Consider the following 22177-nt stretch of genomic DNA (forward strand, 5'->3'; position numbering starts at 1 on the left):
ACCTTGGTACCCCGGCGGCGGTGGCTGGTAACCGGGAGCGGACGGCGGGTTGACCGGGGGCTGCTGTAGGCCGCCTGGCGGGACGTTGCCCGACGCCGGAGGCTGGGCGCCCGGCTGCTGTGGGGGTACATCACTCGGGTTGCTCATGGCTCTCACTGTAGACCGCCGTATCCCTGTTATCTAGGGACTTTGCGGGCCCGTCGCGGCGCCCGCCCCGGCAACAGCAACGGCGCCCAAACAGCGGCGCAAACAACAGCGCCCTGCTTCATCGCGAAGATGAAGCAGGGCGCTGGAACCGGCGGGCCGGCGTCGGCCGCCCGGACCGGACGAAAAGAACGGGCCCGGACTGCACCGAATACTAGTTACGCTGCGGGAGCGATGAAGGCCAGTTCCAGGTTGATGGCAACCTTGTCGCTGACCAGCACGCCGCCGGCTTCGAGCACCGCGTTCCAGGTCAGGCCGAAGTCCTTGCGGCTGATGGTGGTTTCGGCGCTGAGGCCGGCGCGGGTGTTGCCGAAGGGATCGACGGCCACGCCGTTGAACTCGGTCTCGAGGGCCACGGGGCGGGTGATGCCCTTGATGGTGAGGTCGCCCTGGAGTTCGTAGGCGTCGCCCTTGGGGACGATGGTGTTGGAGACAAAGGAGATCTCCGGGAACGTCTCGACGTCGAAGAAGTCTTCGCCGCGGACGTGGCCGTCGCGGTTGGCGTCGCCGGAGTCGAAGCTTGCGGTCTTGATCGAGGCGTTGACCTTGGAGTCGGTGACGTTCTCGGCGAGGTCCAGGGTTGCCGCGGCGTCGGTGAACTGACCGCGGACCTTGCTGATGCCGGCGTGGCGGACGGTGAAGCCGATCTCGCTGTGCGACGGGTCGAGGGTCCAGGTGCCGGTTGTGACGTTTGCGGGAAGTGCCATGGTGAATCTCCTTGAGTCGGGTTGGTACTGCGGGTGTTCGTCTGATCGTTAGTTGAAGCATCATTGGTTGAAAACTCAACTAACTGCTTCACCCAGTATAAACATGCATTTGCATCTTTTATTCCAACTCCAGGGAACATTTTTTCAAACTCACCAGTTCTACCTTCTGTAGAAGATTTCAGATCGACCGGCATCTTTGAGAAACTGGTAGACATGCCCCAAGCCACTGTTCATTTGCTCCGCCACGGCGAGGTCCACAATCCCGATGGTGTCCTGTACGGCAGGCTGCCGGAATTCCACCTCTCCGAACTCGGCCGGGAGATGGCCCGCACGCTGGCCGAACACTTCAGGGAGCGCTTCGAACAAGGGGCCCGGATCGTCCACCTCGCCGCTTCCCCGCTAACCCGCGCGCAGGAGACAGCACAGCCGATTGCCGATGCCCTGGGCCTCGAGATCACCACTGAAGCCCGCATCATCGAAGCCGAGAACTACTTTGAGGGTCTCCACGTCTCCAAGGCGGAGCTGCTCCGGCCCAAGCACTGGGCCCGGCTGTACAACCCATTCCGGCCATCCTGGGGTGAGCCGTACAAGGAGCAGGCCGCGCGGGTCATCGCGGCCGTCCAAGACGCGCGCATCCGGGCCCTCGAGCTGGGCGGCAACGGGGCCGAGGCCATCCTTGTCAGCCACCAGTTGCCCATTTGGGCCACACGGCTCAGCGCCGAAGGCAGGCCGCTGTGGCACGATCCGCGCAAGCGCGAATGCACGTTGACGTCCCTCACCTCCCTGGTGTTCGACGACGCCGGCGCCCTGGTGCGCGTCGACTACAGCGAGCCCGCTGCCGCCCTCCTGCCCGGTGCCGCCAGCACCCCGGGAGCCTGACCATGGCCGGCAACCGCCACGAAGGGACTCCGCTGTCCCGCCGCCGTGTCCTGACCGTCGGCGGCGCCGCGCTGGCAGCAGTGCTCGGGCTCTCCGGCTGCGCCCAGGACGACGCCCTCGCCAAGCAGGCCAAGGCTGGGGACAACAAGAATTACGTGGCCGGAGACGGGTCCGTGACCGAGTTCGCCGTCGCTGACCGCAAGAGTCCCGTGGCGCTGAAGGGGACGCTGTTCGACGGCACGGCCGTCACGGCGGCGGACTTCCCCGGCAAGGTCACCGTGCTGAACTTCTGGTTCGCCGCCTGCGCCCCCTGCCGGGTCGAGGCGCCCTCCCTCGAGGCGCTGCACCAGGAATTCAAGACCAAGGGCGTGCAGTTCTTCGGCGTCAACCTGCGCGACGAGAAAGCCACGGCCGACGCGTTCGACAAGACCTTCAACCTGACGTACCCGAGCTTCAATGACAAGGACGGCGCGGTGCTGCTGGCCGTCTCCGGACTTGTGCCGCCCGGCGCCGTGCCCACCACCCTCGTGCTGGACAAGCAAGGCCGCGTCGCCTCCCGGGTCCTGGGCGAAATCCAGCAGGGCACCCTGAAATCCCTCATCGCCTCCGCCGTGGCCGAGTAGCGCGGACCCCGCCGTGAACAGCCCCTTCGCCGAAGCCATCCTGAACGGATCGCTCCTGCTTGCCATTCCCGTCGCGCTGCTGGCCGGACTCGTCTCGTTCCTCTCGCCGTGCGTCCTTCCGCTGGTGCCCGGATACCTGGGCTACGTGACGGGACTGACCGGCGTCGACCTGCAGAAGCAAAGGCGCGGCCGCATGCTGGCCGGCATCGGGCTGTTCGTCCTCGGCTTCTCCGTGATTTTCGTGTTGTTCGGCGGGGCGTTCGGGCAGCTGGGAAGCCTTATCACCGGCTCGCAGAACAAGTGGATCACCCAGGTGCTGGGCGTGCTGGTGATCGTCATGGGTGTCGTGTTCATGGGCGGCTTCGGCTGGCTCCAGCGCGATGCCAAGATCCACGCCAAACCACCGGCCGGGCTGTGGGGCGCGCCCTTGCTGGGCATCACCTTCGGGCTCGGCTGGGCGCCGTGCATCGGCCCCACCTATTCCGCCGTCCAGCTGCTCAGCCTCTCCGGCGGCTCCTCGGCGGCCAAAGGCGCGTTCCTGGCCTTCGTATACAGCCTTGGGCTGGGAATCCCGTTCCTGCTGATCGCCCTGGCAGTGCGCCGCGGCATCGGCGTGATGTCTTTCTTCCGCACGCACCGGCTCGCCATCCAGCGCACCGGCGGCGGCATCCTGATCCTGCTCGGCATCCTGATGGCCAGCGGCGTATGGGGCACCTGGGTCTCCGGGTTGCAGTACTGGTTCCAAACCGATGTGAAATTGCCAATCTGATGAGCGAGCGCGTGAACGAAAAGAAGAAGTCCCCGAAGCCCGAGGCCGTCCTGCCCTCGCTGGGTCCCTTGGGCATGCTCCGGTGGGCGTGGACGCAGCTGACCAGCATGCGCACGGCCCTGTTTCTGCTCCTGCTGCTTGCCGTCGCCGCCGTGCCCGGCTCGCTGTTCCCGCAGCGCCCGGCCAACCCGGCGATTGTCACCCAGTACATCAAGGACCACCCGGACTACGGGAAGATCCTGGACTCGCTGCAGCTCTATGACGTGTACTCGTCGGCATGGTTTTCCGCGATCTACATACTGCTGTTCGTTTCGCTGATCGGTTGCGTCATCCCGCGCGCCATCGCGCACTACAAGGCAATGCGCTCCCAGCCCCCGCGCACCCCAGCCCGGCTGTCCAGGCTCCCCGAATACGGCACCCTCGTGATTCCGGCCGACGACGGGATCCCGGCGTCGGCCGCCATTTCCGACGCCGCGGAACTGCTGAAGAAGCGCGGATACCGCGTGGACGTCCGGGACCGCGACGGGGCCCGCCCCTCCTTGGGGGCCGAACGCGGCTTCCTGCGGGAAGTCGGCAACCTCGTCTTCCACACCGCGCTGATCGGAGTGCTGGTTTCGGTGGCAGCCGGCGGCCTCTTCGGCTACAGCGGGCAGCGGATCCTGGTTGAGGGCGACACGTTCGTCAACACCCTCGTCGGCTACGACCAGTTCACGCCCGGCACCAATTTCCAGAGCAGCCAGCTCCAGCCGTACTCGGTGCAACTGGACAAGTTCGACATCACCTTCGACCGTGAATCGAAGGGCAAGTTCGGACAGCCCATCGACTTCACGGCCGCCGTGACCACCAAGGAAAACCCGGACGCACCCGCCAAGAAGGAAGTGCTCAAGGTCAACGACCCCCTGAGCCTCGGCGGCACCAGCGTGTACCTCACCGGCAACGGCTACGCTCCTGTGGTCACCGTCCGCGACGGCGCCGGAAACATCGCCATGCAGGGTCCCGTGGTGGCCAAGCTCCAAGGCGAGAACTACTACTCCTCCGTGGTCATCAAGGTCCCGGACGCCAAACCGGAACAGCTCGCCTTCGCCGGGTTCTTCCTGCCGACGGCGTTCGTCACCGACAAGGGCGTGTCCTTCAGTGGTGACCCGGAGCTGATCAACCCTCAGCTGACGCTGAACTCCTACTTCGGCGACCTCGGCCTGAACGCTGGCTCCCCGCAGAACGTCTTCGAGCTTGACGTCAAGAAGCTGACGCCGCTCAACGCCCGCAACCTGGACACGAAAGGCATTGTCCTGGCGCCCGGGAGCAGCTACACGCTGCCGAACGGCAAGGGTTCCATCAGCTTCGACGGCGTCAAGCGCTACATCGGCGTGGACATCCACCACAACCCCGGCCAGCTGTACGCCCTGATCTTCGCGCTCCTGGCTGTGGCGGGGCTGGTGACCTCGCTCTACGTGAACCGGCGCCGCGTCTGGGTCCGCACCGGCACCCACGCGGACGGCCGCACATTGGTGGAGTACGGTCTCCTGGCCCGCGGTGAAGACCACCGCCTGGCCGGGGAGGCTGCGGCTATCCGCAAGCTCCTCTCCGAGGAATGGCTATTGGGCGAGGAAACCACGACTGGTTCCCAGCCCGCTCCCAGCACAACGGCGGACAATGACCGGGCGGATACCGCCGCGAACGGTGCTGGCGGCACACACGCCACCCCTGAACAACCCGCAGAAGACTTCATCCAGTCAACAGCCGGCTCTTCCGAGTCGAAGAAGGATCAGTAATGTTGTTCTCGATCAACGAAACCATGGGCCAGTACAGCGAGCTCTTCATGCTGTTGGCCGCCGGCACGTACACGGTGGCGTTCATCGCCTTCGCCTGGGACCTGGCCAAGAGCAGCAAGATGCTGCGCGCGGTGGACCTCAAGGCCGCGGAACTGGCCGCCCAGACGACCACAGCCGAGGCCGCCCGCGTGCCCGTCGGCGTCGGTTCGGGGACCGCCGGAGGCGACGTTGACCGCTCCGATGCGGACGTCAGCGGCCCCGTAGGCCGTGCCGAGCGTCCGACGTCGGCCGTCTCCGGCCGCGGCACCGCGGCAGGTGCGGGCCAGACCGCCGACGGCAGCATGCGCTACGCCGGCGAGCGGCGTGCCCCCGCCCGGGTGGCCGTCGCGCTGACGGTCCTCGGCGCTGCGATCCACGCGGCCGGTGTGATCACCCGCGCGCTGGGCGCCGGCCGGGTGCCGTGGGGCAACATGTACGAATTCCTCACCACCGGCGCGTTCGTGGCCGTGGCCGTCTTCTTGCTGGTGCTGATCCGCCGCGACCTGCGCTTCCTGGGCACGTTTGTGATCGGCCTGGCCATCATCATGCTGGTTGCGGCCTCCATCGCCTTCTGGACGCCCGTGGGCCACCTCGTGCCGGCGCTGCAGAGCTACTGGCTGATCATCCACGTTTCCATCGCGGTGATGTCCTCGGCGCTGTTCACCCTGACGTTCGCCATGTCCGCGCTGCAGCTCGTGCAGTCGCACCGGCAGAAGACCATTGCCGCCGGCGGTGCCGACAAGCTCGGGTTCATGCGCCTGGTCCCGAACGCCCTGAGCCTGGAGAACCTGTCCTACCGCATCAACGCCATCGCGTTCGTCGGCTGGACGTTTACGCTCATGTTCGGCGCCATCTGGGCAGAGAAGGCCTGGGGCCGGTTCTGGGGCTGGGACACGAAGGAAGTCTGGACGTTCGTGATCTGGGTGGTCTACGCCGGATACTTGCACGCCCGCGCCACCCGCGGCTGGACCGGAACCCGTGCCGCCTGGCTGTCGATCGTCGGCTACCTGTGCGTGGTCTTCAACTTCACGATCGTGAACCAGTTCTTCAACGGCCTGCACTCCTACTCGGGGCTGTAAGCATCGCCGCCCCGAACCGACGGGGGCAAGTGCATATGGCCGGGTACAGCTAGGCGCGGGGCTCGAGGCCCGGCACGGTGTCGTTGATCTGGAACGAGGCCTTGGTGCCGGCTGGGGACCCCGGCCTGCTGACGAAGTCCAGTACGCGGAAATCCGCCCGAAGGGAGTCCTTGGTGATCCGTGTATTCACGTAGCCGCGCTGATTGTTAAAGAACTTCAAATGCGGGTTCCACGCCATCACTGGATCGGATGTGGCACCCGAACCGTTGCCCCCGGAGGTAATGGACGTGCTGACCAGTTCTGAGCCCACCACCGGCGAGGCGGGGTCCTTGAAATCGATTTTCAGTTCGTTGGCCCAGTGCCGGTGCACGTCCCCTGTCAGTACGACGGCGTTACGCACCTTGGCATCCACCCAGCCCTGGGTGATACGCCGCCGAGATGCCGCGTAGCCGTCCCAGCTGTCCATGGAGACGTCGTCGATGCTGGCGGCCGCATTGCGGTCCCGTTCGGCGAAGAAAACCTGCTGGCCCAGGATGTCCCAGCGCTGGGTGGAGTTCTTGAATCCTTCCAGGAGCCACTTCTCCTGCCGGGTGCCGGTGATTGTGCGGTTCTGGTCCAGCCGCCCGGCAAGATTCCGGCCCCGGCCGCCGCCGGAGATCTGAGCATCCCGGTACTGGCGGGTGTCCATCATATGGAAATTGGCCAGCTGGCCCCACTGGATCGTGCGATATATTTTCATGTCCGTTCCGGCCGGAACAGAGGACGCGCGCAACGGCATGTTCTCGTAGTAGGCCTTGAATGCCGCGGCGCGGCGCTCAAGGAAACGCGCGGCGGTATCGTTCATCTCGGCCGGATTCCTGTCCTCCGGAACGTCATCGGCATAGTTGTTGTCGACTTCGTGGTCATCCCAGACCACCAGCCACGGTGCGATCGCATGCGCAGCCTGCAGATCGGCATCGGACTTGTACTGTGCATGGCGTTGGCGGTAGCCCTCAAGCGTTACGGTCTCCAGCACGTCGAGGTTGCGGGCATCTTCGCGGACATCGGTGCCGCTGCGGCGTTCGTAGATGTAGTCGCCAAGGTGCAGCACCAGATCAGGGTGGTCCTGGGCAAGGCGGGCGTATGCCGTGAAGTAGCCTTGCTCATACTTCGCGCAGCTGGCGAAGGCCATCGCGAGCGCCGCCGGAGTCTCATGGCGTGCGGGGCTCGTAAGCGTCCGGGCAGTGGGACTAACATGACGCCCGCAGCGGAACCGGTAAAAGTACTCGCGTCCCGGCTGAAGCCCCCGCAATTCCACATGTACGGAATGGGCGTTCTCTACATGGGCGTACTCAAGGCCCCGGGCCACCACTTTGCCCATCGCGGCGTCTTCGCCTACCTCCCAGGCGACCGGGATGCTCCGGGAGGGCATCCCGCCGAGGCCGTCCTCGGCGAACGGGTCAAGCGCCAAGCGGGTCCAGAGCACGAAGCCGTCCGGCCAAGGCTCGCCTGAGGCGACGCCGAGCGTGAACGGATCGCCCCGGAGCCCGGTATCCTCCGCGGTTGAGATGCCGGGCACAGCGGGCCCGGGCAACGAAATGAGAATGCCGGCACCCAAGCCGGCGGAAAGTAGGGTCCTGCGCGAAATGTTATCCAAGGTTCAAACACATTCCACTGTTCAAACACATTCCACGGTTCAAACATATTCCACTGTTCAAACGCATTCCACCACTTCCGAGCCCAGATGCTTCGGCCGATGATCTACCCATTCTAGGCGCCGGATTCGCGCGTGGCGCGGGGCATTTCGTCACTGTTCACCATGGTGGCAGCAGGAATAGTGGAACGGTCAACCGGCCTACTTGGCCTCGCGCTACTTAACCGCGCCCTACATAACTTCGCGCTACTTAACCTCGGGCTATTTAACCTCGTCGGTGCCCGGCGTTCCGGCGTCGCCGGGTTCGTGGGCATCGCCGGCGTCCTCGGTGCCGCCGGCTTCCGCGCCGCCGGCATCGGGCTTGCGTTCCTTGGCCTCGAGTTCTTCCTTGAGCTTCTTGAGCCTGTCGGTCTCGGCCTGGTTGCGGCGGCGGATTTCAAGGTTGCGGAGGAACTCGGGATCGTCGTCGGGCGCTACCGGGTGGCTATAGGCGACCGGTGCGGTGTCCGTGGCGCGGGGGCGGCCAAGGAGAAACCACAGGGTGGCGCCGACCACCGGGAGGAGGACCTGCACGAAGATCCAGGCGGTCTTGGAGATGCCCCTGGTCAGCCGCGCATCAGTGCGGATGAGGTCCACCAGTCCATAGACGAATACGGCCAGTATGACGATCGGAACCACTACACGGAGCATATCTTCAGTCTAGCCGTCGGGCGCCTCGACGGCGCCTGCCTCTGTGCCGGGGTGCGGGCGGCCCGCCCGCAGCGGCGAGGGGTGCGGGCGGCCCGAAGCAGCGCCGCCGTTCTGGCGGCTAAACTTGAGGGGTGGCTTTCCTCAAATACACCCTGATTCGGCTGGCGCTGTTTGCGCCCTTGTTTGCCCTCTTCCTCTACTTGCAGCTGGGCGTGCTCCTGGCCGCCCTGTGCGCCGGGATGATGTCCTTCGCGATCAGCTTCCTGTTCTTCCAGAGGCAGCGCGACGCAGCCACTGCGACGCTGCACCACCGGTTCTCGGGAAAGGCCAAGCCGATGCGCAGCGCCGGCGAGGTGGCTGACGCCGATGCCGAAGACCGCCTCGTGGACGCAAACCCCGACATTGCAGTCCGCACGGACAACCGCCGCAAGGATTCCCAGCAGCCGGGGGCCTGAGCCCGGCCGCGGCTGTTCAAGCAGTCCTGAACAGCCGCGGCCCAGAGCCCCGGCCTTAGAACCCGTGGCTGAGGATCAGTCCGACTGAAAACAGCGCGGCGAAGCCGAGGTTGATCAGCCCGGTCTGTTTCAGGACGGGGATGAGGCTCTTGCGCCGCCGCCCGGCGATCATCAGCCAGGACGGCATGAGGCTGGCGGGGATCAGCAGCAGCACGATCAGCATCCACGGCCGCGCGGGGGCCAGGACGATGACCAGCAGGATCGCGACGGCGAGCATCAGCACATAGCTTTCACGTGCGTGCTTGTCCCCGAGCCGGACGGCCAGGGTTTTCTTTCCCGCCTTTCTGTCGGTCGGGATGTCGCGGACGTTGTTGGCCATCAGCAGCGCGCACGCGATCAGCCCGGTGCCGATCGCCCCGATGATGGCGGCGAGGCTGAGCTGCCCCGCCTGCGTGTACGTGGTGCCAAGCGTTGCGACCAGTCCGAAGAACACGAACACGAAGACGTCGCCCAGGCCGAGGTAGCCGTACGGGTTCTTGCCCCCTGTGTAGCCCCAGGCGGCCAGCACGCAGCCGACGCCGACCAGGATGAGCCACCAGGCCTGCGTGATGATCACCAGGATCAGGCCGAACAGCATCGCCAGCCCGAACGCCGCGAACGCGGCCCGTTTGACATGCTCCGGGCTGGCCGCGCCCGAGCCCACGAGCCGGAGGGGACCCACCCGGTCCTCATCCGTGCCGCGGATGCCGTCCGAGTAGTCGTTGGCGTAGTTCACGCCGATCTGAAGGAGCAGGGCGACCAGGGCGGCCAGCACGGCGTTCAGCAGGATGAACGAATCCATCTCGTAGGCGGCTGCGCTGCCGATCAGCACCGGTGCGATCGCGGCCGGCAGGGTGCGCAGTCGGGCGCCTTGGATCCATTGTGCGGCTGTGGCCACGGTCAGTACCTCGTTGATTGGTTGAATACTCGTTGGTTGGTTGAAGAGCCGTCCGGAAGCGGCTTGTCTATTTTCCCTGATGGAGCGCATCCAGCAGGACCGTCATGCCCAGGCGGTCCGGTTTGCCGTTGGGCAGCATGAGCAGTTCCGCCGCGGGCAGCACCGTTTTCGGGGCCAGCGCGCCCAGCGCCGGTCCCCAGGTTTCGTTCCGGCGGTCGGCGAACGCCGCCATGCCTTCCGGGGAACTGTCGCCCAGGGCGACATACGCAGCCAGGGCGTGGCCCCACTCGGCGGAGGGCACGCCGGCGACAAAAGCCGCCCGCACGCCGTCGAGCTTTTCCAGCTCAGCCTGGACATGGGCGGCGGAAACCTTGACGCCGCCGGTGATGACGACGTCGTCGGCCCGGCCGAGAACGGTGAGCCGGCCGTCAGCGTCCAGTTCACCGAGGTCGTTGGTGCGGTACCACCGGACGCCGTCCTCCTCGCTGAACGCAGCTGGCGAGAGCTCGGGGGCCTGAAGGTACCCGGCGGCGATGGTTGCCCCGCCCAGCAGGATGCGGCCGTCATTCTCCACCCGGACCAGGACGTCTTCGAGTGGGAAGCCGTCGTACACGCACCCGCCGCAGGTCTCGGACGAGCCGTAGGTGGTCACCACGCGCACGCCGGCGTCCCGGGCCGCGGCGAGCAGCTCCGCAGGCGCGGGACCGCCGCCGAGCAGGATGGCGTTGAAGCGCCGCAGCACCGCCAGCGTCTCGGCCGAGGGCGCGTCCAGCAGCCTTTGAAGCTGGGTGGGCACCAGCGAGGTGAAACGGATCTTGTCCGTGAGCTCCAGCGCCGCGGCGGTGAAGGCCTCCGGCGTAAAGCCGCCGGACAGGTCCATGACCCAGGGGCGGGTTCCCGCAAAGAGCGAGCGGACCAGCACCTGCACCCCGGCCACGTACTGGACGGGGAGGGCCAGCAGCCACTGGCCCTCGCCCTTGAGCGCAAAGGCGGTCGCCATGGACGAGGCCGCCAGGGCCTCGACGGTGAGGACGGTCGCCTTGGGCGCGCCGGTGGACCCGGAGGTCCGCACCACGACGGCCGCGTCCTCGATGCCGGCAGTGTCAGGGAATCCCAGCACCGCCGAGCCGTCCGGCCCCGCGGAGAGCTCGACGGCGGGACCCTCGCCGTGGAGGGCAGCAGCCAGCGCCTTGAGCGCGGGCTCGATGTTCATGGCTCCGGAAGTCACAGTGCGCCTTAGAAGTAGTACGGGAACGCGGACCAGTCGGGATCGCGCTTCTCGAGGAAGGCCTCCTTGCCCTCCACGGCCTCATCGGTCATGTAGGCCAGGCGGGTCGCCTCGCCGGCGAAGACCTGCTGGCCGGCCAGTCCGTCGTCCGCCAGGTTGAACGCGAACTTGAGCATGCGGATGGCCTGCGGGGACTGCCGGGCGATGTCCGCGGCGTACTCCAGGGCGACCTCCTCAAGGCGGTCGTGGTCCACGGCCTCGTTCACGGCACCCATCCTGACCATGTCCTCGGCGGAATATTCGCGGGCCAGGAAGAAGATTTCCCGGGCGGCCTTCTGGCCGATCTGGCGGGCCAGGAGCGCCGAGCCGTAGCCGGCGTCGAAACTTCCCACGGTGGCGTCGGTCTGCTTGAACTTTCCGTGCTCCCGGGAGGCGATGGTGAGGTCCGCGACGACGTGGAGGGAGTGCCCGCCGCCCGCTGCCCAGCCGTTGACGACGGCGATGACCACCTTGGGCATGGTGCGCATGAGCCGCTGGACTTCCAGGATGTGCAGCCGGCCGGCGCGGGCGGGGTCGATGGTTTCCGTCGTTTCACCGTTGGCGTACCGGTAGCCGTCACGGCCGCGGATCCGCTGGTCCCCGCCGGAGCAGAACGAGTGGCCGCCATCCTTGGGGGAGGGGCCGTTTCCGGTGAGCAGGACCGTGGCCACGTCCGGGGTCATCCGGGCGTGGTCCATGGCGCGGTAGAGCTCATCCACGGTGCCGGGCCTGAAGGCGTTGCGGACCTCGGGGCGGTCGAAGGCGATGCGGACGGTGGGCAGGTCCCGGACCACGGAGCCGTCCGCGCCACGCTCCACCTGCCGGTGGTAGGTCATGTCCTGGAAGTCGTCGAAACCGGACACGGTGCGCCACCGGGTGGGGTCAAAGACGTCGGATACCTTGGCGGGGATTTCGTTGCTCACAGTCCGAGTCTAGTAATCGCGTCAGCTGATGCAGAACTCGTTGCCTTCCGGGTCCGCCATGGTGTGCCAGGAATGCGGTCCCTGGTTGGCCGTCCAGAGGAACGTGGCGCCGCGCGCAACAAGGGTGGCCCGCACTGAGTCCTTGTCCGCGCCCGCGAGCCTCACGTCCCAATGGACCCGGTTCTTGACGGTTTTTTCCTCCGGGACGATCTGGAACAGAATGCGCCGGGCGGGCGATTTGGCGTCGAGTTCTTCGGGCGGCCGGATGGCGGCGCCCACGCGCCACACGAGCTTGCCGTGGTGCATCGTGGTGGCTGCTTCCGTGGCGAAGCCCTGTTCGATCATGGAGTGGATGAACACCTCATCCTGGGGCTCCACGGCCCATTCCAGTGTTTCAGCCCACCAGTCGGCGAGCTCGTGCGGGTTCTTGCAGTCGACGGCGATCTGGATGTTCAGTGTCATGGAAAGAACCTACGACGTCGGCGCCCGCGCCGGAAGGGCCCGGCCCGCAGATCTCCCGCTGCCTCCTAATAGCGCTTCGGCTAGCCCTGGACCTGCTGCAGCTGTTCGAGGACCTCCGGCGGAATCGCATAGATGAAGATGACCGCGAGGAGGTTCTTGGAGGCGTGGACGAAGTAGGAGAACATCACGTTCTTCCCGGTCCAGACGTACACAAACACCAGCACGGCGCCCATGGCGAGGTAGGGCATCAGCACCTGCAGGGTCATTTGTTCCTGGCCCACGATGTGCAGGGCTCCGAAGAGGACCACGGACAGGGCACAGCAGACCCAGAGGTTGACCCGGCGGCTCAGTTTGCCGATCAGCAGGTGGCGGAAAATGTATTCCTCGACGAACGGACCCACGATCACCAGCAGGGGCACCATGAGCCAGACCGGGACCTGCTGCATGAGCGCCTGGAGCCCGGCCTGATTGGCGGAGGTCTGCACCGGCCCGCTGACGGCCACGAGAACCGCGGTGAGGATGAGCATCACCACTACGGCCAGCGGCACCATAAGCGCCGTGAACCAGGGCCTTGTGGCCAGGACGCGGAGGTCGCGGGCGGCGACGCGCCGCGCGGCGGCCAGGGCAAGGGCGCCGATGGTGGCGTAAAAGATCAGGTTCACCGCGTAGGACGCCACCGCAGGATTGGGTGATATCTGCAGCAGCAGCGGCGCCAACAGCGCGCCTGCCACGGCGAAGAATGCAGCCACGGCAACGTAGAGTCCAACGGTGATGAAATCGAGCCGGGAGAACCGGTAAAGCTCCGGCTGCGGCGCGGGTGGTGTGCGGAGAGCTGTGCCCATGTCCCCAGCCTAGCGCCGCGGCAGGGCGACCCGGTCACGTACAATATTCGGTATGCCTAAATTTTCTTTTCGGTGCGCCAAAATTGTCCGCCGATCCCGTCCCGTTAGTGCTGCCGGGGCCGCCGTCGCTGCCATTCTTCTCTGCCTGTCCCTGGCCGCCTGCGGGGGTGCCGCCGAGGGCCAGGGTTCCGGTGGCGGGAAGCCCGTTGTCCTGACCACCTTCACGGTCCTTGCCGAAGTGGCGCAGAACGTGGCGGGGGACAAGCTGCAGGTCGAGTCCATCACCAAGGCCGGCGCTGAGATCCACGGCTACGAGCCCACCCCGGGCGATATCCGCAAGGCGGCCAAGGCTGACCTGATCCTGGACAACGGCCTGAACCTTGAGGCCTGGTTTGCCCAGTTCGTTGAAGGCCTGGACGTTCCGCATGCCGTGGTGAGCGAAGGCGTGGAGGTGATGTCCATCAGTGAAGACTCCTATCAGGGCAAACCGAACCCGCACGCGTGGATGTCGCCGGTCAACGTCCAAATTTATGTGGACAACATGGTCAAAGCGTTCTCGAAGCTGGACCCGGACAACGCTGCGGTCTTTGAGGCGAACGGCGCGGCCTACAAGGCCAAGCTGCAGTCCGTGAAAGATGAAATGGTCCAGAAGCTTGCGACCGTCCCCGAGGCGCAGCGGGCCCTGGTGACGTGCGAGGGCGCATTCTCCTACCTGGCGCGCGACGCCGGCCTCCGGGAGGTCTACATCTGGGCCGTTAACGCCGAACAGCAGGCCACCCCGCAACAGATCACCAAGGCCATCGAATTCGTGAAGGCCAACAAGGTCCCCGCCGTCTTCTGCGAGTCCACCGTGTCGGAGGCTCCCATGCGCCAGGTGGTGGGAGCCACGGGTTCGACGTTCGGCGGGGTGCTGTACGTGGATTCGCTCTCCGAGTCGGACGGGCCCGTCCCCACGTACCTGGAACTCATCCGGCACGACTCCAAGATCATCACCGAAGGCCTGACAGGAGCGGCATCATGAGCAACCCGGCGATTCTGGTGGAAAACGTCACGGTCCATTACGGCGATGTCCTGGCGCTCGACGCCGCGTCCCTGTCCCTTGAGGCTGCCCGGATCTGTGGCCTGGTGGGCATGAACGGCTCCGGCAAATCCACGCTGTTCAAAGCGATCATGGGAATGATCAAGCCCGACGCCGGCCGCGTCCTCATCAACGGTGAACCGCCCGCCAAGGCACGCAAGGCCGGCGGAATCGGTTACGTCCCGCAGAGCGAGGACGTGGACTGGCAGTTCCCGCTGTCCGTCCGCGACGTGGTGATGATGGGCCGCTACGGGCATCAGGGATTCACCCGCCGGGCTTCCAAGGCGGACCGTGCCGCCGTCGACCTCGCCCTGGACCGGGTGGAACTCTCCGAGTTCGCCGGCCGGCAGATCGGCCAGCTTTCCGGCGGCCAGAAGAAACGCGCCTTCGTTGCCCGGGGAATCGCCCAGGGAGCCACCATGATGCTCCTGGACGAGCCGTTCGCCGGGGTGGACAAGCGCTCCGAGGCAACCATCACGCGCCTGCTGAAGGAGCTCGCCTCGGACGGCTGCACCATTCTGATCTCAACCCATGACCTTCATGCCCTGCCGCAACTCTGCGACGAAGCGGTGCTCCTGATGCGCAAGGTCCTGATGCACGGCCCGCCCGAGGTGGTCCTGCAACCCGAGCACCTGGCCATGGCATTCGGCCTCGACGTGCTCAACCGTGACCTCCCCGACAGTGACCTCCCCGACAGTGACCTCCCAGACTGGGGTTTCACTGACCACGCCGTTTCGAACCCGCAGGGCAGGAGCTGACCCATGGATCTCTTCGACATCCTGCTGGAACCGCTGAGCTATGACTTCATGGTCCGAGCCATCATCACCACGGCGCTGGCTGCGATTGTGTGCGCCGTGCTGAGCTGCTGGCTGGTGCTGATCGGCTGGTCGCTAATGGGCGACGCCGTCTCCCACGCCGTGCTGCCGGGCGTGGTCCTCGCCTACATCGTCGGGGCGCCCTTTGCCCTGGGGGCTCTGGTGTTCGCGCTTATTGCCGTGACCCTCATCGGGGTGGTCCGCAACACGAGCCGGGTCAAGGAGGACGCCGCGATCGGGATTGTCTTCACCTCGCTGTTCGCCCTGGGCCTGGTGCTCATCTCCGTCACGCCGAGCCAGACGGACCTGAACCACATCATCTTCGGCAATCTGCTCGGCGTCAGCATCCCGGACCTCATCCAGGTTCTTGTGCTGGGTGTGGTGGCCTTCACCATCCTGATCCTCAAGCGGCGCGACCTGACGCTCTACGCCTTCGACCCCACGCACGCCCACGCGATCGGCCTGTCCCCGAAACGCCTCGGAGCCCTCTTGCTGGGGCTGCTGGCGCTGACCTCCGTCGTGGCCCTGCAGACCGTAGGTGTGGTGCTGGTAGTGGCCATGCTGATTATCCCCGGCGCCACGGCCTACCTGCTCACGGACCGGTTCTCCCGCATGCTCGTGATCGCGCCGGCCATTTCCGCGGTGTGCTCCATCGCAGGCATTTACCTCAGCTACTACCTCGACACCGCCTCAGGCGCCATGGTGGTCCTGACGCAGGGGGCCGCCTTCGCGGCCGTCTATCTGTTCAGCCCCCGGCAGGGCCTGATCGGGACGGGGCTGGCGAAGGCCCGGCGCAAGAAGGCGGTTGTGCTCGCAGCCTGAGCCCGGCCGACGGCGGCAGGCGCCCCAGCGCCCCAGTGCCTCCTTACAGTCGACGGTGCGATACTGAGGACGCAAGCCGCCGCCGGGCAGGCTGGGCATCTACCTGCGAGGACTCCTTGAGCGAACATCTCCGCCTTTCGGGCGTATCCCATGGCTATGGGGACCGCCAGCTCTTTGTCGGCGTCGACATTGCCATCACAGCCGGCGAACATGTGGCGATCGTCGGCGAAAACGGCGCGGGCAAATCCACGTTGCTCCGGATCCTGGCCGGGCTGGAGGCCCCGGACGAGGGCACCGCCGTCAGCCACGGCCGCGTGGGCTACCTGGCCCAGACCCACGGCCTGCCGGATCAGTTCACCGTCAGCGACGCGATTGACGCCGCACTGGAATCGCTCCGGACGCTGGAGGCCGAGCTGGACCGTCTGGAGCGCGGGCTTGCCGACGCGGAAGCGGACGAACTGGAGCGCTACGGAAACCTGCAGACGCAGTACCAGCTCAGGGAAGGCTACGCCGCGGAATCCCGGGTGGAGGCGGCGCTGGACCGGCTGGGCCTGGGCGGGCTGGACCGGATGCGGACACTGGGCTCGCTCTCTGGCGGGGAACAGGAACGCGTGGCACTGGCCTGCGTGCTCGCGGATCCCGCGGACATCCTGCTCCTGGACGAACCCACCAACCACCTTGACGCCAGCGGCACGGCCTGGCTGGAGGCGCGGCTTGCGGCGCACCGCGGAACGGTGGTGGTGGTCTCCCATGACCGCGTGCTGCTGCGCAAAGTGGCCTCCACCGTGATTGAGGTGGATGCCGAACGCCGGACGGTCAACTGGTATGGCAACGGGTACGAAGGCTACTTGCGGGAGAAGTCTGCAGAACGCCAGCGCTGGGCGCAGCAGTACCACGGGTGGCTGGAAGCGATGGCTGCCGAGCAGCTCCAGGCGGACACGGTCGCGGGGAAGATGGGCTATGCCCGCCAACGCGACGGCGACAAAATGGGGTTCGACTTCAAGGCCGGCACGTGGCAAAAGGCGGCCACCAGCAAGGTCCGCAATGCCCAGGAGCGTCTGCGCCGGCTGGAGGAAAATCCCATCGACCGTCCCCCGGTGCCCCTGAAGCTGGCGACGGATCTGCGGGCAGACGTTGAAGCGGGCCCCGCCCTTGAAGCGAAGGGGGTGGCCGTGCCCGGCCGCCTGGAAACCACGGACTTCCGCGTGGAGGCGGGGCAGAAAATCCTCATCACGGGCCCCAACGGGGCAGGCAAGTCCACGCTGCTCTCCGTCCTCGCCGGCACGCTGGTGCCGGTCAAGGGCACCGTGGCGAGGCACGGCCGGATCGGCTACCTGCAGCAGGAACTGGAACTCCCGCAGCGCCCGGCATTGCGGCTCTTGCCCGCTTTTGCCTCGGGCCTGGGCGGCAACATCGATGAGCACGCCGAGGCGCTGCTTCGCCTGGGGCTGTTCCGGACCAGCGAATTCCACGTGCCGGTGGGCGGCCTTTCCGCAGGGCAACAACGCAGGCTGGCGCTGGCCCGGCTCCTGCTGGGCGGCTACGGGACGATGCTGGTGGATGAGCCCACCAACCATCTGGCGCCCGTGCTGGTGGAACAGCTTGAAGCGGCCCTTTCCGGCTTCGAAGGGACATTGGTCATGGTCAGCCACGACCGCGCGCTGGGGGAATGGTTCAGCACCTGCGCCAAGCGAAGCGAAACCGGGCACGGTTCCGGCTCCGGAAACTGGCTCCGATACGCCATGCGTGACGGCGCTCTGGTGTAGCAGAACGGCCCACCGGGGTTTGCCCCCCCGGAAATGGCTAACGCCCGGGCCGAGGGCGCCGGGCGTTAGCTTTGAGGCTGCGGTGCTGGGATCTAACGGAACAGTGCCCCGTAGGTCCCCATGATGATCCGGTCTCCCGGGGTGGACTTGCGGATGTAGTCGACCACTGCCCAGTCATCGAGCGAGATGCAACCGGCTGTCGGCACCTTGTTCATGTGCAGGAAAATGGCGAAGCCCGCGTCCTGGACGATGTTGGGCCGGTTGTAGTTGATGACCACGCCCTGGCGGTAGTAGCCCCCGGACGCGAACCACCACATGTTCTCGTCCCAGCCGACCCAGGAGGAAGACTCGTGGTACTTGTTGTACGTGGGCGTCCAAGGGTTCCCGCCCCACCGCGAACGGGGGTTCAGCGTTCGGTAGGAAAGCTTCGTTCCCGGGTTGCCCAGGCCGAAGGCTTCCGTCACGGAAAATGAGCCAGTGGGGGAGTACAGGTTCCGCGTGGGACCGGACGGCACGCCCGGCCGCTTGAACCCTGATGCACCGACGTAGCCGTCAGTCCGCCAGTCCGGCACATACGCTCCGGCGACTTTCAGGCAGTAAAGGTTGGTCGCGTGGGACATTCCGTAGTCCTGCGTCCAAGTGAGGAGGACGCGGTTCGCTCCGTACGTGGAGTACTTGGCCTGGCCGTTGTTGAGCTTATGGCATTCAGACATCCCATATAGTCGGGACCCGGCGGAGCTGGTCCACGTGATATCCCCGCGCTGGTAGGACTGCGAACAGGCGGTGGCAACACAGCGCTCGCTCGCGATGGGATACCCCAGCGGGCCGCCAAGGCCACCCGACGAGACGAACCTGCTGTCGATTCCCCTGCCGGAAATCCATGCCCCCGTGGTGGGTGACCAGTAAATACTTCCGCCCTGGAATCGTTGCACGCAGCCACCGGCGGGTTGCCCGCAGGTCTCACCCGTGATCGGGTATCCCAGCATGCTTCGCGTCGTCCCGGCGGCGGAATATCGGCTGCCGATAGCGCCGCGGGCCACGTGCGCGCCCGTGGTGGGCGAGTAGAAGATGCTGCCGCCTTGGAAGTGCTGCACGCAGCCCCCTTCAGTCCCGCAGGCTTCCTCCGTGAGCGGGTAGCCCAGCGAACTGTTCTGCGCGCCGCCGGCCGTCCAACGGCCCAGAATGCCACCCCAGACGACATGGCCGCCGATTCCCGGCGCCCAGTAGATGTTGCCTTTGTCGAACTGCTGAAAGCACCCGGATGCCTTCAGCCCGCAGGCCTCGGCGGTGACCGGGAGGCCCAGGACGGCCTCGCCGCCGGCGGCGGCCCAACGGCTCCCGATGCCACTTATGGCCGAGAACTCCAGCATCCTTGTGCCTGTCCATGCCAGGATGCGGCCACTGGAGAACTTCTGGATAGTTCCTCCAGACACCGATTTCTCATCCGTGACGGGATAGCCGAAAATCGCCAGGCCGCCCTTAGCGTGCCAGCGGGGGCCGGTGTGTCCTTCGGTCAGCAGGACCGGGTGCGCCCCTGTTGCCCTGGTCCAGAAAATGGATCCGCCGTCGAACGTCTGGCTGCAGACGCCAAGTGAGCAGACCTCGCCGGCGGTCGGCGCGCCGAGGACCCCGGCGGCACCCTTCAGCGCCGTCCACTTCGTCTCGATGCCTCCTCGGACGACGACGGACGGAGGCGTCGGCTCTGTCGTCGGGGTCTTCGTCGGTTCGACAAGGGGCCGTATCTGCTCCGTGGTGGCTTTCGCCGTCGCAGCGGGAGCTGCGGTTATTTTTGGAACCGGACCGGCGGGAGCGGATGCGGATCCGGTCGGTGCCGGCGTTCCGGTCGGTGCCGGCGTTGCGGTCGGCGTGGCCGCCGGGCTGGTTGCCGGCGGTGCAACCGGTGCATCCTCAGCGAAGGCCGGCCCGACTGCCAGCGGCCCGGCAGTAAGCCCGAGGATCACGGCCGTGATGAGAAGTAACTTCTTTGTCATGGGGCGTCCTCCACGGAGACGACTGGCGTGCAGGTCCCGCCGCCGTCCTTGGTCTTGGCGAAGTTTGGCGCGGCAATATCGGCCGACTGGCCGGCTGGAACGACTTGGGTGATGAGGGCGTGCCCTGCCACCATGGGGCCGGCTGTGACCGCAATGGCCACGGTGAACACCCTGTTCTTATCCGAGTTGTTGACGAGGGTGCCCTTGAAGGACCACGACCCGTCGGCTGTTGCGGTGCAAACGTGCTGCCGCAATGCGTCGGGCGCGTTCAGCGAAGTGGAAACATCGCCAGGCTCGGAGGTACCCGGCGCCGGCGATCCTGATGTCTGTGATGTTGATGGTGCTGGCGTTGCTGCGGTGCTGGGTCCGGCCGGACCGGAACCGCCGCTCGAACACCCCGCCAGTACGAGAAGCAACACTGCAGGCAGTAGCGCTCTCTGTTTCATGGTCCCCCCTGACTTACGGCGTTCCTGCCGTGGCCTGCACTGAGTTGCAGGCACACCGGGCGGAAAGTTCCCGCCGGTGTGCTCAGGGTAATGGAAGCAGCCCTCTGACCTGCGCTTTTGCGTCAAATTACCGGTGTTGTGGCTGTTTCGGGGCGGATCCGGGTGTTGCCCGGGTCACGCCGGGGTCCTGAATGCTAGTACGATAGACGAGCCGCGCGAGCTTCGACACTTGTGAGGTTCGGTACATGTCTTGGCCCCTGCAAGAGGCCTAGACCCGAATTTTGTGTACTTGAATCCACAGTCCCGTTCCGGCCATACCTCGACCTACAAGGAATCAGCTGTGCCATCAATTACCCCCACAGAACTCAAGAGCGCGCCGGCGCAACCCGCCGTCGACTCGACCCTCAGCGCCGAGGGCTACAAGAAGACCCTGAGTGGCCGCCACGTGACGATGATCTCGATGGGCGGCGCAATCGGCGTCGGCCTGTTCATGGGGGCCGGCGGACGCCTGGCCTCCACGGGCCCGGCGCTGATCTTCTCCTATGCCATTGCCGGCGTGATCGCGTACCTGCTGATGCGGGCACTGGGCGAGCTCATCATGTACCGCCAGACCTCGGGCTCCTTCGTCAGCTACGCCGGCGAAATGTTCGGCAAGAAGGGCGCCTTCCTCTCCGGCTGGATGTATTTCATCAACTGGGGCATGACCGGGATCGCGGAGCTGATCGCGATCGGCCTGTACTTCCAGTTCTTCTTCCCCAACGTCCCGGTGGAAGCCTCCGCGATTGCCGCCCTCGCGCTGCTGGTGGCCGTCAACCTGCTCAGCGTCAAGGCGTTCGGCGAGTTTGAATTCTGGGCCTCCTGCCTCAAGGTCGGCGCCATCTTGATCTTCCTGGCCGTCGGCACCTTCATGGTGGTCACCAACGCCAAGGTGGGCGATGGCCACGCCTCGGTGGCCAACCTCTTTGCCGACGACGGCGGGATGTTCCCCAAGGGCGCCCTCGTTATGGTCCTCGTGCTCAACGCCGTGATCTTCGCCTACAACGGCATCGAACTCGTCGGCATCACCGCCGGCGAGATGCAGAACGCCAAGCGCGAAGTGCCCAAGGCGATCCGCGCCGTCGTACTGCGCATTGTGGTCTTCTACGTCGGTTCTGTCCTGCTGCTGGCCATGCTGCTGCCCTCGGACCAGTACAAGGCCGGCGTGTCCCCGTTTGTCACCGTGTTTGGCCAGATGGGCCTCGGCTGGGTGGGCGACGTCATGAACATGATCGTCATCACCGCCGCGCTGTCCTCCTGCAACTCGGGCCTGTACTCGATCGGCCGTGTCTTCCGCACCATGGCCAACAATGGGCATGCCCCGCAGTGGCTCACCAAAATGTCCAAGCGCCACGTGCCGTACGCCGCCATCCTCGCGATCGCCGCTTTCTACCTCGTGGGCATCATGCTGAACATCTGGCTGGGCGGCTCGCACGCCTTCGACCTCGCGCTGAACACCGCCTCGATCGGCGTGATCTTCACGTGGGGTGCCATCTTCGCCAGCCAGATCGCACTGCGCCACCAGAAGGGCCGCGTCTCCAGCCTCCCCATGCCGGGCTCGCCCTGGACCAGCTGGGCCGGACTGGTCGCGCTGCTGGCCATCACCGTGCTGATCGGCTTCGACACCATGACCAGCAAGACCGGCGAGGTCTTCCACCTGGGCCTGTGGACCCTGGCGACCGTTCCGTTCTTCGCCCTGGTGCTGTGGCTGGGCTGGCAGAAGGTCAAGAACAACGCCCCCAAGAGCGAGCTCTTCAGCTAGGACCCACCGGTCCCGATACGGACCGCAACAAGCTGTAGCGCGGCATGATGCGCGACGGCGGCGGCAATCACCCTTGGGTTCTAACGGTCGTTGCAACACCGCTGGTGGCTAGGTGGTCATTAGTAGATCACGCAGACGCTCGGCTGGGGTATCCCAGTCGAGCGTTTTGCGTGGGCGGCC

21 protein-coding genes are annotated in these 22177 nt (G+C 66.0%); 11 read left to right on the forward strand and 10 right to left on the reverse strand.

Translation table 11 applies throughout. The annotated features are described in order from the left end of the window. Nucleotides 1–362: 362 nt before the first annotated feature. Nucleotides 363–911 (reverse strand): YceI family protein, encoded by a 549-nt coding sequence (locus M2428_RS17750; protein ID WP_028278101.1) that lies wholly within the window; start codon nucleotides 909–911, stop codon nucleotides 363–365. Nucleotides 912–1124: 213 nt separating this feature from the next. On the opposite strand from M2428_RS17750, the gene M2428_RS17755 reads away from it, so the two are divergent. From M2428_RS17755 to ccsB, 5 genes are read left to right on the forward strand one after another with little or no spacing between them, the layout of a single operon-like run. Next, nucleotides 1125–1790: a histidine phosphatase family protein gene (locus M2428_RS17755; RefSeq protein WP_277527277.1), complete on the forward strand. Its 666-nt coding sequence runs from the start codon at nucleotides 1125–1127 to the stop codon at nucleotides 1788–1790. A 2-nt stretch (nucleotides 1791–1792) separates the two neighbouring features. Further along, nucleotides 1793–2413 (forward strand): TlpA disulfide reductase family protein, encoded by a 621-nt coding sequence (locus M2428_RS17760; RefSeq protein ID WP_277527278.1) that lies wholly within the window; start codon nucleotides 1793–1795, stop codon nucleotides 2411–2413. A 13-nt stretch (nucleotides 2414–2426) separates the two neighbouring features. Further along, nucleotides 2427–3182 carry a cytochrome c biogenesis protein CcdA gene (locus M2428_RS17765; protein ID WP_277527279.1) on the forward strand — a complete coding sequence of 252 codons (756 nt, stop codon included), beginning with the start codon at nucleotides 2427–2429 and terminating at the stop codon, nucleotides 3180–3182. Beyond that, nucleotides 3182–4954 (forward strand): cytochrome c biogenesis protein ResB, encoded by a 1773-nt coding sequence (locus tag M2428_RS17770; protein ID WP_277527280.1) that lies wholly within the window; start codon nucleotides 3182–3184, stop codon nucleotides 4952–4954. The genes M2428_RS17765 and M2428_RS17770 overlap by 1 nt, the downstream gene beginning before the upstream one ends. Then, complete coding sequence (ccsB, locus tag M2428_RS17775) at nucleotides 4954–6072, forward strand: c-type cytochrome biogenesis protein CcsB (RefSeq protein ID WP_277527281.1); 1119 nt, start codon at nucleotides 4954–4956, stop codon at nucleotides 6070–6072. Before M2428_RS17770 ends, ccsB begins: the two co-directional genes overlap by 1 nt. Nucleotides 6073–6121: 49 nt before the next feature. Here ccsB and M2428_RS17780 read toward each other — a convergent pair whose 3' ends face one another. Both M2428_RS17780 and M2428_RS17785 read right to left on the reverse strand, forming a co-directional pair. Next, complete coding sequence (locus tag M2428_RS17780; protein WP_277527282.1) at nucleotides 6122–7708, reverse strand: alkaline phosphatase D family protein; 1587 nt, start codon at nucleotides 7706–7708, stop codon at nucleotides 6122–6124. A gap of 258 nt (nucleotides 7709–7966) precedes the next feature. Further along, nucleotides 7967–8395, reverse strand: a complete 429-nt coding sequence (locus M2428_RS17785) for a PLD nuclease N-terminal domain-containing protein (protein ID WP_277527283.1) — start codon at nucleotides 8393–8395, stop codon at nucleotides 7967–7969. A 131-nt stretch (nucleotides 8396–8526) separates the two neighbouring features. On the opposite strand from M2428_RS17785, the gene M2428_RS17790 reads away from it, so the two are divergent. Beyond that, a complete protein-coding gene (locus M2428_RS17790) occupies nucleotides 8527–8850 on the forward strand; it encodes a DUF4229 domain-containing protein (protein WP_277527284.1) in 324 nt (107 codons plus the stop codon). 55 nt (nucleotides 8851–8905) lie between these two features. Here the strand turns inward: M2428_RS17790 and M2428_RS17795 are convergent, their stop codons facing one another. The 5 genes from M2428_RS17795 to M2428_RS17815 form a co-directional block, all read right to left on the reverse strand. Then, the gene (locus M2428_RS17795; RefSeq protein WP_277527285.1) at nucleotides 8906–9787 is read right to left on the reverse strand and encodes a 1,4-dihydroxy-2-naphthoate polyprenyltransferase; all 882 of its coding nucleotides are present in this window, start codon (nucleotides 9785–9787) and stop codon (nucleotides 8906–8908) included. A gap of 67 nt (nucleotides 9788–9854) precedes the next feature. Then, nucleotides 9855–11000, reverse strand: a complete 1146-nt coding sequence (locus tag M2428_RS17800; RefSeq protein WP_277527299.1) for an AMP-binding protein — start codon at nucleotides 10998–11000, stop codon at nucleotides 9855–9857. 23 nt (nucleotides 11001–11023) lie between these two features. Further along, nucleotides 11024–11977 carry a 1,4-dihydroxy-2-naphthoyl-CoA synthase gene (locus M2428_RS17805; RefSeq protein ID WP_277527286.1) on the reverse strand — a complete coding sequence of 318 codons (954 nt, stop codon included), beginning with the start codon at nucleotides 11975–11977 and terminating at the stop codon, nucleotides 11024–11026. A gap of 21 nt (nucleotides 11978–11998) precedes the next feature. Beyond that, entirely contained in the window at nucleotides 11999–12439 is a 441-nt protein-coding gene (locus M2428_RS17810) for a VOC family protein (protein ID WP_277527287.1), read from the reverse strand. An 80-nt stretch (nucleotides 12440–12519) separates the two neighbouring features. Beyond that, nucleotides 12520–13281 (reverse strand): CPBP family intramembrane glutamic endopeptidase, encoded by a 762-nt coding sequence (locus tag M2428_RS17815; RefSeq protein WP_277527288.1) that lies wholly within the window; start codon nucleotides 13279–13281, stop codon nucleotides 12520–12522. Between the two features lie 52 nt (nucleotides 13282–13333). Between M2428_RS17815 and M2428_RS17820 the strand changes: the two genes are divergently transcribed. The 4 genes from M2428_RS17820 to M2428_RS17835 all read left to right on the forward strand — a co-directional run bounded on the left by M2428_RS17820 (nucleotide 13334) and on the right by M2428_RS17835 (nucleotide 17762). Continuing rightward, on the forward strand, nucleotides 13334–14302 hold the full coding sequence (locus tag M2428_RS17820) for a metal ABC transporter substrate-binding protein (protein WP_277527289.1): 969 nt from the start codon (nucleotides 13334–13336) through the stop codon (nucleotides 14300–14302). Then, nucleotides 14299–15117, forward strand: a complete 819-nt coding sequence (locus M2428_RS17825; RefSeq protein ID WP_277527290.1) for a metal ABC transporter ATP-binding protein — start codon at nucleotides 14299–14301, stop codon at nucleotides 15115–15117. Before M2428_RS17820 ends, M2428_RS17825 begins: the two co-directional genes overlap by 4 nt. Nucleotides 15118–15120: 3 nt before the next feature. After that, entirely contained in the window at nucleotides 15121–15996 is an 876-nt protein-coding gene (locus tag M2428_RS17830) for a metal ABC transporter permease (RefSeq protein ID WP_277527291.1), read from the forward strand. A gap of 116 nt (nucleotides 15997–16112) precedes the next feature. Then, a complete protein-coding gene (locus M2428_RS17835) occupies nucleotides 16113–17762 on the forward strand; it encodes an ABC-F family ATP-binding cassette domain-containing protein (RefSeq protein WP_277527292.1) in 1650 nt (549 codons plus the stop codon). A gap of 92 nt (nucleotides 17763–17854) precedes the next feature. Here M2428_RS17835 and M2428_RS17840 read toward each other — a convergent pair whose 3' ends face one another. Both M2428_RS17840 and M2428_RS17845 read right to left on the reverse strand, forming a co-directional pair. Further along, complete coding sequence (locus tag M2428_RS17840) at nucleotides 17855–19753, reverse strand: hypothetical protein (RefSeq protein WP_277527293.1); 1899 nt, start codon at nucleotides 19751–19753, stop codon at nucleotides 17855–17857. Beyond that, nucleotides 19750–20007 carry a hypothetical protein gene (locus tag M2428_RS17845; protein WP_277527294.1) on the reverse strand — a complete coding sequence of 86 codons (258 nt, stop codon included), beginning with the start codon at nucleotides 20005–20007 and terminating at the stop codon, nucleotides 19750–19752. The genes M2428_RS17840 and M2428_RS17845 overlap by 4 nt, the downstream gene beginning before the upstream one ends. 532 nt (nucleotides 20008–20539) lie before the next feature. Here M2428_RS17845 and M2428_RS17850 point away from each other — a divergent pair. Next, nucleotides 20540–21997: an amino acid permease gene (locus M2428_RS17850; protein ID WP_277527295.1), complete on the forward strand. Its 1458-nt coding sequence runs from the start codon at nucleotides 20540–20542 to the stop codon at nucleotides 21995–21997. The last annotated feature ends 180 nt before the right edge of the window (nucleotides 21998–22177 follow it).

It is taken from the genome of Arthrobacter sp. ES3-54 (assembly GCF_029504395.1).
Lineage (GTDB): Bacteria > Actinomycetota > Actinomycetes > Actinomycetales > Micrococcaceae > Arthrobacter.